The sequence below is a fragment of the Methylocaldum sp. RMAD-M genome, assembly GCF_017832375.1.
In the GTDB taxonomy this organism is placed as follows: domain Bacteria; phylum Pseudomonadota; class Gammaproteobacteria; order Methylococcales; family Methylococcaceae; genus Methylocaldum.
Genome location: NZ_JAFIBZ010000005.1, coordinates 1 through 15,504 on the forward strand (window position 1 = coordinate 1; position 15,504 = coordinate 15,504).

The following is a 15,504-nucleotide window of genomic DNA, read 5'->3' on the forward strand; positions in this document are numbered from 1 at the left end:
TTTCCCGGCGATCTCGGGGATGTTCAGCGTCGTATCGAGGCCGCCGTGTTGCAGGCGGACGGTGTGGATGTAGCCGGAGGGAATGTCGGTCCAGGCGGCTTGAGTCGGGGTGCCGGGAAACGGCAGCGCAGCCGGCAGGCTGGCGCTGTCGTCCGGGAGGATGCCCAAACCGCCGGCGATGTCGCGGACCCGCGCATTAGGGTAGTTTTGCTGGAGCTGCGCGGCCAGTTGCGTGGTCAGCGTATTCAGCGCGTTGTCGAGGGCGCCGGCATCGAGGCTCTGGATGGAATGGCTGCCGGTGATGCCGCCGGCCGCGCTCAGTAACGCCGCCGGGTCGTAGCCCATGGCGGCCGCCAGATCGATGCCCGCCAGCTTGTCGCTCGGTTTGAACGCCGGGTCCAGGGCGACCGTGTTGCCGTTGATCGTCGCCACCACCCAGACCCGATCCAGCGTGAAGCTGGTCCCGTGGTTGACGGCCGGAATGCCGCCGGTGGCGATCATCGTGCCGATCACACCGGCATTGGCCTCGGTGCCCAGCCAATGGGCCAGGTCCAGGCCATCGGCGGCCGACACCGGGATGGTCATGCTGCCGTACTGGAACTGGGCGGTGAACCCGGCGGCCCGGAGCAGCGCCACCAGCAGGGCGGCCTGGTCGAAATCGTTGCCGCTGCGTTCCTTCAGCGTGAGGTAGGGGCCTTTCAGCGCGCCGTAATACGGCACGTAGGCGAAATGATTGCGGACGAACTGGTAAATGCGGCGCGGATCGTTGTCCAGGGCCGCCGCCAGCTGGCTGAACTCGGTGGCGGCCGATACCAGGCCCTCCGCCGCCGCGGTGATCTCCGCGGCCGCGCGGGGCGCGGGCCGATACAGGAGGTCACGCCGGAAATCCTGGCGTGATCTCCGCGGCCGCGCGGGGCGCGGCGGTCGCGCCCAATAGGTGTTGCCGCTCAGCCTGCCGGTCGCGCTCCTGCGCCAGGGTCTGTTCGCGTTGGGCGACCACGCGTTCGGCCGATTCCGGCGAGACGAGCTTGGCGCGCTGGTCGATCCAGCCCTCGGGCGCGGCGAAAGGCTCTGCCGAGACCAGCCCAGCCAATGTGACGAACGCCACGAACGGCACCCAGAGGGCCATCGGGGCCACCCCGCTTCTTCTTGTTTCCGGCTTCATGTCAAAGGCCCCGGTTTTTCTGGTTCAGTCGAGCGGCGATGCGCCACAGCGCCACGGCCATCAGGAGCAAACCCTCGGCCGGCACCGCGGGCACGCTCGCATGGGCGGTGCCCGAGTTTTGCTGGTTTTGCAAGGGATCGGTATTGCCCTGATATTCAGCCAGGTTGGTGATCCCGTCGCCGTCGTCGTCCGGGTCGGCGAAGTTGGCGATCAGATCGCCGTCGGTGTCCGGGCTGTTGCTGACCCCCTGGCTGGTAAAGTTGCCGGCCTCGTCGTACTGGAAGGCCAGCGCCGGGCCGTCGGACCGGGTTGCGCTCACGAGCCGGTTGAGGTCGTCATAGCCATAGTTGATTTCGACGGCACGAACGCTCGGCAAGGCCAGCCCTGACAGGAGACCCGCGCACAGCGCTAACCGAAGGTTCCGGTGGCGATCCGTGGACCGGCACTGGGGATTGAAGGCCAGGACGATTCGGTGAGATCGCCGTTCAGGCCCTGAAGAGGAGTGACGCGTTGCGCGCGTGTCTCGTTCCATAACGCCTTACCTTAAGTTTTTGAACCGGTATTTCGAGGCGCCATGGCAAAACAAGGGCGACTAGGCCCAACCCCCCATAAAACGCATCGTTTAAGTTTTGTGTGAATCGCCGGTCGACGAAGGCGGCGATATCGTTACCGGGGTTGACCCCTCCGGCCGATACCCCTTGTCCGTTGAACCGCGGCGGACGGCGCTCGTACGGTTCCCACCGTTCGGTTGCGTCCGTCACCCGCAATTGCGCCAAATTCACCGCTAAAGGCGATCTTAAAAGTCGCCGCGTTACAGGGTTGTGTCAGTGGATGGTGAATATTCACATCCATTGCTGTGACATAGTTCACTGATTTTTCCCAGGCGTTTTGGCTTCCGCACATGGGAATACGTCGCTCTTTCCTAGAAGTAGCCTGTGTATCTGATGGCCCACGGGCTGGTCGTGGCCGTTACCACTCCCATCTTTTGATGATTGTGTCCGCCAGTCGAGGCAATCATATTTGCAAATAATCCCGGTCCGCGGCGAAGGATTGCAGGCCAGCCGGATGGATTGCAGGTTCTCGGATTTTCCATTGCAGGTCACTACAGTTAGAGTCGATTCTGCCGGCCGAATTCGCCGCCCGCATCAAGCGCGTCGGCATCGTCAACGCGATGGACGACGAAAACTTCGCGGCGGCCGTCAAGGCGACCGGACGCAAGAAATTCATCATCGCCGGCGTCACAACGATGTGTGCACGGTCTTCCCGGCATTGAGCCTGGTACGCGAGGGCTATGCGGTTCAGGTCATCGCCGATGCCGGCGGTTCGCCGAGCCAGATCGGCGACGACATGGCTCTGCGCCGCATGGAGAAGAACGGCGTCACGCTGTCCAGCACGAACCAGGTGATCGCGGAACTTGCGGGCAACTGGAGCACCCCCGAAGGGAGCGCGATCGTGCAGCAGGTGGTGATGCCGGCCCTACAAGGCTGAGGGAGACGAACAACGCTTACTCAGCGGGGGATGTTGGTAGTTGACCTGGATCAGTGCGCCGAACGTCCCGGCGCCCCCTGAGGTGACTTGGCTACATCATCACCGTTTCCTGCCTTCTCACGCGCAAGGTCGGAGGCTATTTGGGCCAGCCCGCCCATGAAGAATCGTTTGAAGTGCTCAATGGCAGCGTCCGGTTGATTGGCGATAGCCTCTTGTGGTGCCGCGTGTTCCAGCATTTTGGAGCTCCCGAGCAGAAGCAGGGCGAACGGCGCGATGATGGCGAGTCTGCTGCGCGCGACCGCAGGGTGGTCGGGAGGTACCCCTAGAATCTCGCTGATGAACGCGGTGGCGATTTGCATTTTGGGGAGGAGTTCCCTCTCCAGGAGGATTGGAAACGCGGTGGAGGGGTGGAGTATTTCCCGACCCAGCACGCGCAGGGCCCAGTTGGAAGACATCGGACCAAGAACCGCCCGTAGCATGCCGTCGATGAAGACGCTCAGCTTGTCTTCCGGACGCCCCGGGGCTTCGGAGATCTTCTTCAGGAACTCCAAATCCATCAACCGGTGATGGGCCTCCACTAGGACTTCGGCGTAAAGGCCATCTATGCCGCGGAAGTAGTAATTCACCGCTGCCGAATTGACTCCTGCTCGTTCGGCGATTTCCTTGCCGGTGGCGTAGGCAACCCCTTTTTCGGCAAATACCTCGCCTGCAGCCTCGAGGATCTGCCACCTTGTGGCTACGCCATCGTCCCGGTGACCGGGCAATTTTCGATTTCGCTTCTCTTGTTTCATGGAAAGAGCATACCGGGAAAAGCATGTCTTATGAACGTAAATTTAAATTTCAAATTCGAATTTGACAAAAGTGGTGGCTGCACCCATTCTTATGCCATGAACACGAAAGCTCGCATCATCATTCCGACAGCTCTCATCCTGGTAACTCTAGGCGGCGGATGGTGGCATATCCATCGCCCTTCCGCAGAGGGCTTGCTGACCGTGTACGGCAACATCGACTTTCGCCAAGCCTCCGTACCGTTTAATGGAACCGAGCGAATCACCGAGATCCTAGCGGAAGAAGGCGATGTGGTCCGCAAAGGGCAGGTGCTGGCCCGCATGGATACCAGCCGGCTGGTGCCCCAATCGATCCAGATCGAGTCCGCGGTAGATGCTCAGAAAGCGGTCGTGGAGCGCCTCCGAAACGGCAGCAGGCCGGAGGAGATCGAACAGGCTCGGGCGAACCTGGTATCCGCCAAGGCAGACGCCGACAACGCCAAGGCTCTCTACCGGCGGCGGAAAAATCTGGTGTCGAGTGCGGCCATCAGCAAGCAGGATTTCGATGCGGCAAAGTCGGCCGCCGATGTGGCGGCCGCGAAGGTGGAGGTTACTGAGAAGGCACTCAGGCTCGCGGTCATCGGACCACGCCTGGAAGACATCGCCCAGGCCGAAGCCCAGCTCAAGGGCTACGAGGCGCAGCTGGCACTGATTCGCCGGCAATTGGCCGACGCCGAGTTGCGGGCGCCCTTCGACGCCGTGATCCAGTCGCGGCTGATGGAGCCGGGAGAGATGGCGTCCCCGACGAAACCGGTGTTCTCGTTGGCCACCATCGGGACAAAATGGGTGCGGGCGTACGTTCCCGAGCCGGAGCTCGGGCGTGTGCATTCCGGATCCCGCGCGAAAATCCTGGTCGACAGTCTTCCCGATCATCCGCTCGAGGGTTGGGTCGGCTTCATCTCGCCGGTCGCGGAGTTCACGCCGAAAACGGTGCAGACCGAAGACCTGCGCGCCAGCCTGGTTTACGAAATCCGGGTGTTCGTCGAAGATCCCCAGAACGTGTTGCGCCTGGGCATGCCGGCAACAGTGAAGATTCCGCCGGATGCAGACGGACCTGCCCGCGACCGGGCACGGCAATGAGCCTGCAAGGCCTGACGCATCCGGTGGAAATTCGCGGGGTTCACAAGACATTCCAGCGTGAAACGGGCGAGACCGTCAAGGCCATCGACGCCTCGTCCGACCCGCAGGCCATACAGGACCGCATCGGTTATATGCCCCAGCGGTTCGGCCTCTACGAAGATCTGACCGTCCAGCAAAATCTGGATCTGTATGCCGAACTGCACGGCATCAGCCCAGCGGCGCGCATGGCGGTCTATCCCCGCCTGCTGCAGATGACCGCCCTCGGCCCGTTCACCGGTCGCTTGGCGGGAGCGCTCTCCGGCGGCATGAAACAGAAACTGGGCCTCGCCTGCACTTTGGTCCGTCCGCCCGACCTGTTGTTGCTGGACGAACCGACCGTGGGCGTCGACCCGTTGTCCCGCCGAGAGTTGTGGGAAATCGTGCGGCGTCTGGTGCGTGAGGAGGCGTTGACGGTCATCGTCAGCACTTCCTATCTCGACGAGGCCGCGTTCTGCGACCATGCCGTGGTCCTGCATCAAGGCAAAGTGCTCGCGGAAGGGACACCGGAGGAGATCACCTCTCGGGCGGAAGGGCGCGTGTTTTTCGCCACCTCCTCCGAGGGCTCCACGGCCCGCTCTCTGCAGGCACGCCTGTTCAAGCATCCAGGTGTGGCGGACGCCGTACCCGAGGCAGGGAAGGTTCGGGTCGTTACCCGCTCGTCGCGCGTCCCTCAAGATGATGGCGGAGAGGGCGGCCTCGAGTTTGAACCCGCAGCCCCGCGCTTCGAAGACGGCTTCATGGCGCTGTTCCGAGCCGCGGTCGGCGAGATCCATTCCCCATCCATCACGCTGGGCCGCCCTCCCAGCGAGGCGGTCGGCGTTCCTTCCGTGGAAGTTCTCGATCTGGTTCGGACCTTCGGCGACTTCGTCGCCGTGAACCATGTGTCCTTTCAGGTACGGCGCGGGGAAATCTACGGACTGTTGGGGCCGAACGGGGCGGGCAAGAGCACCACCTTCCGCATGCTATGCGGGCTGATCCCGGCCACTGGCGGGCGCCTCCGGGTAGCGGGGGCCGATTTGAGGACCGCCCGTGCCGAGGCACGGGCGAAACTGGGCTACGTCGCTCAGAAATTCTCGCTCTACGGCGACCTTTCCGTGGATGAGAACCTGGATTTCTTCGCGAGCGCCTATGGTCTGCGCGGTTCCAGAAAACGCGACCGCATCGCCTGGGCGAAAGACCAGTTCGATCTCGGCCCGATGTCGGCCTTGCCGGGCGGAAAGCTGCCGGGGGGGTACAAACAGCGGCTGGCGATGGCCACGGCGCTGCTGCATGAACCGGAAATCCTGTTTCTGGATGAGGCGACCAGCGGTGCCGATCCTCTGGCTCGCCGCGAGTTTTGGGGCCGGATCACGGCCCTGTCGGAACAGGGGGTGACCGTCGTCGTCACGACCCACTTCATGGAAGAGGCCGAATATTGCGACCGTGTGATCATCATGGATGGCGGCATCGCCCTGGCGGAAGGCTCGCCGGCGGCGATCCGCGCCCAGGGGGAGCCCCGAAGTGGGCAGCTGCCCACTATGGAGGATGCCTTTATTGCCATCGTCGAGCAATCCCGGCACAGCGTAGGGAAGGCGGCGCAATGACCGGCCAGGAGCTGATGGCGCGAAGCCGTGCCCGGCGGGTATGGGCATTGATCCGCAAGGAAACCTGGCAGATCCTCCGGGACCCCAGCGCCATCGCCATCGGCGTCGTCCTGCCGATCGTGATGTTGATCCTGTTCGGCTACGGGCTTTCCTTCGATCTCAAGCATCTCCCCGTCGCAGTCGTCGTCGAGCACGCTTCCGAAGAGACCTCCGCCGTCAGCGCGGCGCTGAGCCTTTCGAGCTATTTCCGGGTACACCCGGTCAATACCATGGCCGAGGCGGCGAGGCTGATGACCGAGCATCAAGTCAGCGCCGTCGTTCGCTTTCCGCCCCATTTCGCACGGGATGTGGCGCGCGGCGAAGCCGATCTGTTGGTGGCGGTCAACGCGACGGACGCCAACACCGCCCGCATCGCGATCAGTTACGCAAGGGGCGCGGTAGCGACCTGGCTGGCTCGCGAGATCGCCGAAGGCCGCGCCGCTGCAGGCGGCTCTGCTATCGCCATCGAGGGCCGGCTGTGGTTCAACGAGGCCAACGAGAGTTCCTGGTTCCTGGTTCCGGGCCTGATCGTCCTGATCATGACCTTGATCGGAGCCTTGCTGACCTCCCTGGTCATCGCCCGGGAATGGGAGCGCGGCACCTTCGAGGCGCTGTTCGCGACCCCCGTTCGTCCCGTCGAAATCCTGCTGAGCAAAACCGTGCCCTATTTCGTCATGGGCATGTTCGGGCTCGTCCTTGCGGTTGCCGGCAGCCAGTTTTTGTTCGCCGTCCCCTTGCGTGGGTCGCTTTGGCTGCTGGTGCTGGTCTCCTCGCTCTACCTGCTGGTGGCGCTCGGTATGGGACTGGTGATTTCGTCGGCGACCAAGAGCCAATTTCTCGCCAGCCAGATCACCTTTCTGGTGACCTTCCTGCCAGCGACCCTGCTGTCGGGCTTCATCTTCGACATCCGCAGCATGCCCTGGGGCGCCCAGATCGTGACCAGCATCTTTCCTGCCCGCTATTTCGTCAGCTCGCTGCAGACCCTGTTTCTGGCCGGGGACGTGTGGCCCATCATCCTGCCCAACGCGCTCGTCCTCGCCGGCATGGCCGCACTGCTCATGGCCATGGCCGCCAAGGCGACCCGCAAGCGCATCGACTGAGGTTGCCATGACCGACTCCTTATTTCGCATCCTCGCCCTCATCCGCAAGGAGCTTCTGGCGATCCTGAAAGATCGCAAGAGCCGGGTCACGGTGTTCGTGCCGCCCATTTTGCAGTGCCTGATTTTTGGCTACGCCGCCAGTTACGATCTGAACCATGTCCCCTATGTGCTGCTCGATCGCGATCACAGTGCGGCGTCGCGGGCCTTCATCGCCACCCTCGATGGTTCGGGCACTTTCGATCGTATCGCCACGCTGCAAAACGCTTCCGACATTGCCGACCCGATCACGGATCGCCGCGCTGTCCTCGCGGTGATCATCGACCGGGACTTCGAGCGCCAATTGATGGCGGATGGTACCGCCAAGGTCCAGGCGATCGCCGACGGGCGCAACACCAACACCGCCGGAACCGCGCAAGGGTATGTGAGCACCCTGGCCGCGAACTTCGTGCAGAGGTGGCGCCAGGAGAACGGCGTTACGCCGCCGCCCGGCATCAAGGTGACGCCCCGGGCGTGGTATAACCCCAACCTTGAGACACAGTGGATCATGATTCCCTCGTTGATCGGGACGATCACCATGATGATGACGATGAGCCTGACCGCCATGTCGGTGGCTCGCGAACGGGAGGCAGGCACTTTCGAGCAATTGCTGGTGACGCCTTTCCGTCCCTACGAGATCATGGTCGGCAAGGCATTGCCGTCGATGATCGTCGGGCTGATTCAGGCCACCTCGATCCTGCTGGTCGCCCAGCTATGGTTCCAAATTCCCTTTGCGGGCTCCTACTTCGTGCTTTACCTGAGCCTTGCCGAGTTCCTGGCGGCATCGGTCGGGATCGGCTTGTTCCTCTCCTCCATCGCCCGAAACATGCAGCAGGCCATGATCGGTACGCTCGTGGTGATGATGCCGTTCATGCTGCTGTCCGGCTTGACCACGCCGGTGATGACCATGCCGGACGCACTCCAATACCTTACCGCCGTGAACCCGCTCCGTTATGCCATCAGCATGACGCGCCAGATCTATCTGGAGGGTGCCGGCATCGTCCAGCTGCTGCCCGAAATGCTGGCACTTCTGATGATTGCGGCCGTGACGCTGCCCATCGCCGCCTGGATGTTCCGCAACAAGCTGGCTTAGTGCGGACACAGTAGAACGGCAGGCGATGGTCTGGATGAAAAAACGCACAACAGATACACAACGACATTGAACACCAAGCTCCAATTTTCACTGTCACTATTCGCAATGAGCCTGGCGGCATGCACGGTAGGTCCAGATTATCGGGCGCCTGTTCCGGCCGTTCCGGATCGATGGCACGCAGATGAGAAGATCGGCGCCGATCTGCTATGGGCCAAACCGGAAAATTTGAAGGCATGGTGGCGAGCCTTCGGCGATTACGAACTGGATCGCCTCATGGATCGAGCTTTGGCGCGCAATCTCGACGTGAAAATCGCACTGGCCCGAATCGAACAGGCCCGAGCCGAACGGAGCAGCACCCGCGCAGAACTGTTTCTGTCGGTCGATGTGACGGGGGGCGTGCAGCGCCAAGATAATCCGATGCCCGGCCTGAGGCCGGGCATACGCTACAACCTGTTCGAGATCGGCTTCGATGCCTTGTGGGAAATCGATCTGTTCGGACGCCAGCAAAGGCGCCTCGAGGCGGCCTCGGCGGAGCTGGAAGCGGCCGGTGACCAATACGCTCAATCCCTGGTGACGTTAAGCTCCGAGCTGGCGCGTAGTTACATCGACTACCGCAACGCTCAGGCCCTGCTGGCCATCACCCGATCGAACCTGGACAGTATGCGGCAGACCCTGGCGCAGACCGAAAGGCTGCTGCAAGAGGGCATCGGAACCCGCCATGATGTGGTGCGCGCCAAAGCCCAAGCGGAGACCACCGAGGCGCAGATTCCCACCCTGGAAGCCGGCAAGACCGCTGCCCTGCGTCAATTGGAAGCGCTGGCGGGCCAGCAGCCCGGTGCGCTGGCCGCCGAGCTGGATGCGCCCGGTCCCTTTCCCGAAGCACCGGGGCAAGCCATGCTCGCTTCGCCCGCCGATACCATCCGCCATCGGCCTGACCTGCGCGCCGCCGAGCGCCAGTTGGCGGCCGCTACGGCGATGCAGGGGGCGGCTATCGCGGAGCTGTTTCCGAAAATCTCGCTGTCGGCGTTTCTGGGATTGCGAAATACCGATATCGAAAGTTTGTTCAAGTCCGCGGCGTTTTCCCATGGCAACGCCGCCAACCTTGTGCAGCCCTTGCTCAACTTTGGCCGCATCAAGGCAGGAATCAAGCTGGCCGAGGCCAAACAACGGGAAGCCTATTTTGCTTACGAAAAGGGTGTGCTGGAGGCGCTCAAGGAAACCGAAACCGCGCTGACCCGCTATCTCAAGGAAGAGATCCGACGTCAAACGCTGGCACGCGCGGTGGAGGACCAGCAAGAGGCGGTGCGTTTATCCCAACTGCGCTTCGAAGCCGGCGTCATTTCCCTGCTGGACGTGCTGGTTGCACAACGCGCCCTGTATGCGGTGGAAAGTGAACTCGCTAATTCACGAGCCCTCACTGCCGTTAATCTGATTTCTCTGTACAAATCTCTGGGAGGCGGGGCTAACGCCACGCCGCCGCTGGTTGCTGCCGACGGCAAGAAATCATGAGTTTGTGAGTCATCGGCGCGCCTGGCTCGAGAGGGGTAGGGTAACGCATTTTGCTGGCCGGTGGTTCTTTATCAGCTCGGCATGTCCGGCTGAGCTTAACCTCAACCTGGCGTCAGACCAGCCGGCTTAGATGCGTCAGAGTAGAGTCGATTTAAGCCTTTTCTGATATGCCCGACGTGTGCTCTAAGCTTCAACCTGACACCCCGTACCCTTGGCGTCAATGCCGTTAAGTTAAGACGAATGACGTCACCCCGGCAGGGAAGGGTGGCTTCGGTGCTCCAATCGCAAACGGTCATCCCAGGAGCGCTGGGATGACCCTTCCAATCGCAAACGGTCGCTTTAGTCGCGACCCTTCCAATCGCAAACGGCCTGGCCGGGAGCGCCGGCCACGCCCTTCCCGAAGACACCGTTTGCGATTGGAATGCCGGGGTCCAGACGCTATGGATGGCAGAGGCCTCTCACGTCCTTGTGCACTGGATTCATGCCGCACAGTCCCTGTGCGGCACCCTACGGGCGCTTCGCGTGCAAATCGGCCTCGCCACGCTACGCCGTCCCGCTTCGCTCGCGAGTCCTGGGCAGTCCTTCCCTGGCCTGCCCGCTCGCCGCATTGCGCCTCGCCCTGCCGATTTGTCCGGCACAAATTTGCCAGGAGCAAATTTGGACGTGCGGAGCACGGTCCGTAGGACGAACCCCAGGGATGGGGTGAGCAATCCCTGCCGGAAGGGGCGTTCTGGCGCTCCCAGAACGACCGTTTGCGATTGGAATGACGGCTTAACTTAACGGCATTGACCCTTGGCGTACAGGTTTTTCCGTTTTCTGCACCGGCCCCATAAAGCGCTGGGACTGCAATCCGCGCGATTTCAGTTAAGGGACGATCATCCCAGCCGGCTTTTAAGCCGGGTCAGCGTCTCCATCCGCTCATGCAGGACGGCAATAATGCGCGGTGGTTTTTCTTCCGGATGGATATAAAAAATATAGTGGTGTTCACAGCGGCTCACCCTGACCTGGGGATACCGCTCGGAAAAGCTGCGCGAAGGCACGGTCCGGGCGGCGATCTCCCGAAGATGCTTGTCCAGCAGCCCGGCATAGCGTAGGGCTTGTCTTTGACGCCATTGCTCTAGCGTGTAACGGGCAATCTCCCTGAGGTCTTCCTCAGCGGGGGCGGTTAATTCATAAGGGAGCATTCCCTTACCGCGCTTCCCGATGGATTTCCTCGAAGATCTGTTCGACCGATTTGTGGACGGCGGCGTCTTTCGCAGCCTTGATCCGTGGTTCCAGGAAGGCTTCCAACTGGCGAAGCGCTTCGTCTTCATCCGCTGCCGCGATATCCGGTAACACGCGCTCCAGAACATAATCCTTGATGCTCTGACCGCGCAAAGCCGCCACAGCCTTGAGTCGTTGATGTTGTTCCGGGGTCACTTCAATCGATAAACGCATCATGTCCTCCTGCTGGATTAAGGCACTGTCTAGCTTAGCGTGATAAACAACATTAGCACAAATGAACATTTGTTGTTTAGATTATTCCTGAGCAATCCGCCGCCCGTTTTCCGGCGGATCCGCGCCAGGTGCCTATCGAGGGCCTCTTAAGCCGCTTGCCGGCACACATCGAGACCCAATACGCCTCCACGCCAGCACTGAATTTAGCATGCGACAAGTTTCCCGATCGCGAGCGATGAGAGACCGCAGGCCTTAAGCGCCGGCCAGGTAATCGCGGACCATTTGAATCAACAGCCAGCCGAGCATCAAGATTACCGTGACAAAGATCATCGCGCCGAAGAACTCGATCACCCGGAGGATGCCGACCTACACGAGCATGACGGCGTGATACGGCAGAGAGGACTCTAGCGACCGCGCGAGCGCCGGTTCACGTCATCCGCCCCGCCCGAGCGATGGGCGCGACCGCCGCGATCGCATCGGTGCGCGTGGGCCAGACCAGGCGTGGACCCTTCAGCGGCGCCGGTGCGCGGCGCGCCGTTCCCGACCGAAACGGGACAACGTTCGCCCTGTTCAGGCCTGGCTTTTTCGCCATGGTTTACCCCTGTTCTATAGTCTGCGCTCGCGCGTGGGTGACCGGATCTTTGAGGCAGGTGGTCATCACTGTGGCCGCAGCCCCTCCCACATCGTCGGCTAAGAGACTGACCCCCACGAGGATGGCCAATCGCTCGCGGGCACTGCGTTGCTCGCCGTGCCCGCTGACGCGCTTCGGATGGCGCTGTGGCGCCGGCAACCGCCGCGCGGCCAACTGCTGCATCATTCCCAACCGGGCGTGCAATATGCCAGCCGGGTGTTTCGGGGCCTGCTACAGGCGTATGGCATGACCGGCAGCATGATTCGGAAAGGTGGTTGTTGAGTGGGGTGTCCGCTGCTACTTGACCAGGTCAACCTATATTGCCGAATAGGAAGATAGACAGAAGGATAGATCAAGAAAATAAAGGATACTTTGTCAGGCAGGGGACGTGTGGTACACCGTAACGGATGATAAACAAAAACCGTTTAATTGTTTGGTGGGCATAAAGGAGAGACCGATGTTAAGCATCGAGAAGGCAAAACGGGAGGATGCTCGGGCGGCCTGGGAGATAAGGAATACTGCCGTCCTCAATCAATGTGCTGGCCACTATTCCGGCGATGCCCTAAAAGTGTGGACTGGTGGTATGTTAACGGAGGATTTCATAGATCACATCGAGAAACATTTCTACGTGGCGAAGTATCACCACCAAGTGGTTGGCACGGGCATGATCAATATCGATACCGGAAAAATTGACGCCGTATTTGTCCATCCAAACCACATGAGAAAGGGCATAGGAAGGGGGATTGTCACATTCCTTGAGGAGATCGCCTTAAGCCATGGGTTGGAGACGCTAAATTTGGAGTCGACGTTAAACGCCGCGGCGTTTTATCGAGCATGCGGTTTTAAAGGAGATGAGATTGCTACCTATGTCTCTCCACGAGGTATATCACTAGACTGCATCCCTATGATCAAGGATATCTCGCCCAACAACCGCTTGCAGCCGACGTCGGCGGCTGAAGCGGGGCGATAGGCGCCAGAAAGATGTCTCGCCTTTGCATCATTTTTGACCTTGACGGCACGCTGGTGGATAGCGAGGGCCTGTGTAATCAAGCGTTCTTGGATCTGCTGCCTGAGATCGGTGAAACCCTCGAGTCAATGGTCGAACGATACCGGGGGACGAAACTGGCGCTGATACTCGCTGATCTTGGGGCTCGCATCGGTCGACCGCTACCTCCGAATTTCGAGGCGACCTATCGCGCTCGAGTCAGCGAGCTTTTCCGGACCGACCTGCGCCCTACACCCGGCACTATCGAGATGCTTGAGACGCTCAGCTATCCCAAGTGCGTTGCATCCAGCGGCCCTCCGACCAAAATCGCCGAAGCCCTGCTTTCAAGCGGCCTTTCGAAATACTTCGGCGACCATGTGTTCAGTTCCTATGAGGTGGGTTCGTGGAAACCGGATCCGGGGCTGTTTCTCCACGCAGCACGGTCAATGGGATACTCTCCCAATCAGTGCATCGTCGTCGAAGACAGCCCTGTCGGCCTACAAGCTGCGGCAGCCGCTGGAATGACGGCGATCCACTACTTGCCTGGGTCACAATACAGCGAAATGTTCGGACAGTCTCATGCAGTCGTTGGCCGTATGGCTGACCTTCCTAGGCTCATCGATGCTGCATCCCAGGGCGTCTAACCTGGGGTTCGAGCGGAACACAGCGGCTGGCGCCGGCGTGCCCGCTAAACTTCGGTTTACAGCCGGAAAGGAGGAGTTACGCCTATGCGCCACCCAGTAGTTGTTGCTGCCACCTGGATGGTTGGCGCTTTACTCTCATTTTCCGCGATGGCCGTTGCGGTACGCGAACTTTCCGCGAACTTTGGCACGTTCCAACTTCTTGCCATCCGCAGCCTCATCGGCTTGGCTGTTATCTCGGCCATACTCACTAGAGTCGGTTGGACGCAGGTCTCGTTTCGGAACGTTAGAATACATCTCGGGCGGAACTTCGTTCACTTTTGTGGGCAGTTCGGTTGGTTCTATGCCATTGCGTTTGTTCCGCTGGCGGCGGTGTTTGCCATTGAGTTCACCGTGCCGCTCTGGACGGTGGTATTCGCGGCACTACTGCTGGGTGAGCGTATCTCCCCGAGTCGGGGGCTGGCGGTTGTTCTAGGCATCGCCGGTGTTTTGGTTATCCTTCGTCCCGGCTGGTCGGTCGTTCATCCGGCGGCGCTTGTAATGCTGGCCGGCGCCTTTGCGTATGGACTGTCTCATACGCTGACCAAGAAGCTGGCGGGGCGAGATACACCGCTGTGCATTCTCTTTTACATGATGTTGATTCAGTTGCCTCTAGGTTTGGTGCCAGCGGTGTTTACTTGGGTTACCCCTGCAGCAGCACATTGGCCTTGGCTCATCGTGGTCGGCATTACCGGGCTCAGTGCGCACTACTGCATGGTGCGGGCACTTTCCCTGGCGGATGCCTCGGTAGTGGTGCCCTTAGATTTCCTGCGCTTACCACTCATAGCGCTGGTTGGCTACGCGCTTTACGGTGAGCGTGTAGATGAGTATTTGGTTTTGGGCGCGGGCTTGATACTGGCAGGCAACTTTATCAACCTGGATCGGGAGCGGAAGAAAATTAAGCCGCTAGAGCCCATTCCGCAACCACGAGCCTGATTTTGCTCTAACGAGTGCGTCAAGCCGACAAGCCCTCTATGGCTACGCCGTTCGGGCCTTGCGGCTTACGTTGGCATTATTGCTTCGGTAATTAAAAGGCGATTTTCAGCAAGCACAGATCAGCGCAAGTGATTGATCTACAGTGCTACAGGAATTAATTGGAAATTCATCATCAGGAGGAGGGATGAATTGTGTATCAAATTTCGATTGTCATCTTTGATGAGTTTACGGATATCGATTTTTTCTTAATGAGAGACATCCTGGGACGGACAAGAACAGACTGGAAGGTAAGAGTTCTTGGAACAAAAAGCACCCACACGTCTACGCTGGGTATGACGGTAAAAACCGATGGCCATGTATCAGAGGCAAATGCCTCTGACGTGGTTTTGTTTGTTAGTGGTTATAAGGGTGTGCCAGCCGCATTGGAAGATGAAGAATTCATGTCTTCCTTCAAATTGAATCCACAAAAACAACTCATCGGCTCGGTCTGCGCAGGTTCGTTCATTTTATCCCGACTTGGTTTATTGAAAGGTATCAAAGCGACAACGCATCCAGATGCTAAGCCGGGTCTTGTGGCTATGGGTGTCGATGTTCAAGACAAAGCGCTGGTAGTGGAAGGCAATATTGCTACGGCGGGCGGGTGCTTATCGGCGCTATATCTGACCGGGTGGTTGGCTGAACGTTTGTGTGATGAATCCAAGCGGCGCGAGATACATAGGCAGCTCGTTCCGGCAGGGCAGGCCCGCATTTTTGAGGAGCTCATTAAGTCATCCATTGAGGCTGCGAAGGTAAGCGAATCGCATAACACAATGCTCCAGCCGGCGTCAGGGCGCGACGCAGCCTTCCGCGGCTGAGCTTGGCGTTAGGCACCAAGAA

General features: G+C 60.2%; 18 protein-coding genes and 1 pseudogene. 12 read left to right on the plus strand and 7 right to left on the minus strand.

Going from position 1 to position 15,504, the window contains the following annotated elements:
* The 3 genes from JOD69_RS06595 to JOD69_RS06600 form a co-directional block, all read right to left on the minus strand.
* On the minus strand, positions 1-951 hold a 951-nt coding region (locus JOD69_RS06595; RefSeq protein ID WP_348529948.1), incomplete at its 3' end, for a transglutaminase domain-containing protein.
* Positions 875-1,165: a hypothetical protein gene (locus JOD69_RS24540; RefSeq protein ID WP_086134225.1), complete on the minus strand. Its 291-nt coding sequence runs from the start codon at positions 1,163-1,165 to the stop codon at positions 875-877. The genes JOD69_RS24540 and JOD69_RS06595, both read right to left, overlap by 77 nt.
* Before the next feature lies 1 nt (position 1,166).
* Positions 1,167-1,541, minus strand: a complete 375-nt coding sequence (locus JOD69_RS06600; RefSeq protein ID WP_168183819.1) for an RHS repeat domain-containing protein — start codon at positions 1,539-1,541, stop codon at positions 1,167-1,169.
* Between the two features lie 644 nt (positions 1,542-2,185).
* On the opposite strand from JOD69_RS06600, the gene JOD69_RS06605 reads away from it, so the two are divergent.
* On the plus strand, positions 2,186-2,653 hold the full coding sequence (locus JOD69_RS06605; protein WP_205780894.1) for an isochorismatase family protein: 468 nt from the start codon (positions 2,186-2,188) through the stop codon (positions 2,651-2,653).
* 50 nt (positions 2,654-2,703) lie between these two features.
* On the opposite strand, the gene JOD69_RS06610 is transcribed toward JOD69_RS06605, so the two are convergent.
* The gene (locus JOD69_RS06610; protein WP_077732637.1) at positions 2,704-3,444 is read right to left on the minus strand and encodes a CerR family C-terminal domain-containing protein; all 741 of its coding nucleotides are present in this window, start codon (positions 3,442-3,444) and stop codon (positions 2,704-2,706) included.
* Between the two features lie 96 nt (positions 3,445-3,540).
* Here JOD69_RS06610 and JOD69_RS06615 point away from each other — a divergent pair, with 96 nt between their 5' ends.
* The 5 genes from JOD69_RS06615 (at position 3,541) to JOD69_RS06635 (ending at position 9,959) form a co-directional block, all read left to right on the plus strand.
* Complete coding sequence (locus tag JOD69_RS06615; protein ID WP_086134265.1) at positions 3,541-4,560, plus strand: efflux RND transporter periplasmic adaptor subunit; 1,020 nt, start codon at positions 3,541-3,543, stop codon at positions 4,558-4,560.
* Positions 4,557-6,182 (plus strand): ATP-binding cassette domain-containing protein, encoded by a 1,626-nt coding sequence (locus JOD69_RS06620; RefSeq protein WP_086134227.1) that lies wholly within the window; start codon positions 4,557-4,559, stop codon positions 6,180-6,182. The genes JOD69_RS06615 and JOD69_RS06620 overlap by 4 nt, the downstream gene beginning before the upstream one ends.
* Positions 6,179-7,321 (plus strand): ABC transporter permease, encoded by a 1,143-nt coding sequence (locus tag JOD69_RS06625; protein WP_245245495.1) that lies wholly within the window; start codon positions 6,179-6,181, stop codon positions 7,319-7,321. Before JOD69_RS06620 ends, JOD69_RS06625 begins: the two co-directional genes overlap by 4 nt.
* Positions 7,322-7,328: 7 nt before the next feature.
* Entirely contained in the window at positions 7,329-8,450 is a 1,122-nt protein-coding gene (locus JOD69_RS06630; protein ID WP_077732640.1) for an ABC transporter permease, read from the plus strand.
* Positions 8,451-8,555: 105 nt separating this feature from the next.
* Complete coding sequence (locus tag JOD69_RS06635) at positions 8,556-9,959, plus strand: efflux transporter outer membrane subunit (RefSeq protein ID WP_086134228.1); 1,404 nt, start codon at positions 8,556-8,558, stop codon at positions 9,957-9,959.
* 875 nt (positions 9,960-10,834) lie between these two features.
* On the opposite strand, the gene JOD69_RS06640 is transcribed toward JOD69_RS06635, so the two are convergent.
* Entirely contained in the window at positions 10,835-11,143 is a 309-nt protein-coding gene (locus tag JOD69_RS06640) for a type II toxin-antitoxin system RelE/ParE family toxin (RefSeq protein WP_077732642.1), read from the minus strand.
* Between the two features lie 4 nt (positions 11,144-11,147).
* Positions 11,148-11,396, minus strand: coding sequence for a DUF1778 domain-containing protein (locus JOD69_RS06645; RefSeq protein ID WP_077732643.1), 249 nt, complete (start codon positions 11,394-11,396; stop codon positions 11,148-11,150).
* 282 nt (positions 11,397-11,678) lie between these two features.
* Here JOD69_RS06645 and JOD69_RS24990 point away from each other — a divergent pair, with 282 nt between their 5' ends.
* Positions 11,679-11,804 (plus strand): hypothetical protein, encoded by a 126-nt coding sequence (locus tag JOD69_RS24990; protein ID WP_280858736.1) that lies wholly within the window; start codon positions 11,679-11,681, stop codon positions 11,802-11,804.
* 187 nt (positions 11,805-11,991) lie between these two features.
* Here JOD69_RS24990 and JOD69_RS06650 read toward each other — a convergent pair whose 3' ends face one another.
* Positions 11,992-12,213 (minus strand): hypothetical protein, encoded by a 222-nt coding sequence (locus JOD69_RS06650; protein ID WP_086134229.1) that lies wholly within the window; start codon positions 12,211-12,213, stop codon positions 11,992-11,994.
* On the opposite strand from JOD69_RS06650, the pseudogene JOD69_RS24545 reads away from it, so the two are divergent.
* The 5 genes and pseudogenes from JOD69_RS24545 to JOD69_RS06670 form a co-directional block, all read left to right on the plus strand.
* A pseudogene (locus JOD69_RS24545) lies at positions 12,154-12,306 on the plus strand (IS3 family transposase); the annotation flags it as partial. The gene JOD69_RS06650 and the pseudogene JOD69_RS24545 sit on opposite strands and share 60 nt — an antisense overlap.
* A 178-nt stretch (positions 12,307-12,484) precedes the next feature.
* A complete protein-coding gene (locus tag JOD69_RS06655; RefSeq protein ID WP_086134230.1) occupies positions 12,485-12,997 on the plus strand; it encodes a GNAT family N-acetyltransferase in 513 nt (170 codons plus the stop codon).
* 11 nt (positions 12,998-13,008) lie between these two features.
* Positions 13,009-13,656, plus strand: a complete 648-nt coding sequence (locus tag JOD69_RS06660) for an HAD-IA family hydrolase (RefSeq protein WP_086134231.1) — start codon at positions 13,009-13,011, stop codon at positions 13,654-13,656.
* A gap of 84 nt (positions 13,657-13,740) precedes the next feature.
* On the plus strand, positions 13,741-14,628 hold the full coding sequence (locus JOD69_RS06665; RefSeq protein WP_086134232.1) for a DMT family transporter: 888 nt from the start codon (positions 13,741-13,743) through the stop codon (positions 14,626-14,628).
* 191 nt (positions 14,629-14,819) lie between these two features.
* Positions 14,820-15,482 carry a DJ-1/PfpI family protein gene (locus JOD69_RS06670; protein ID WP_086134233.1) on the plus strand — a complete coding sequence of 221 codons (663 nt, stop codon included), beginning with the start codon at positions 14,820-14,822 and terminating at the stop codon, positions 15,480-15,482.
* Positions 15,483-15,504 lie beyond the last annotated feature (22 nt).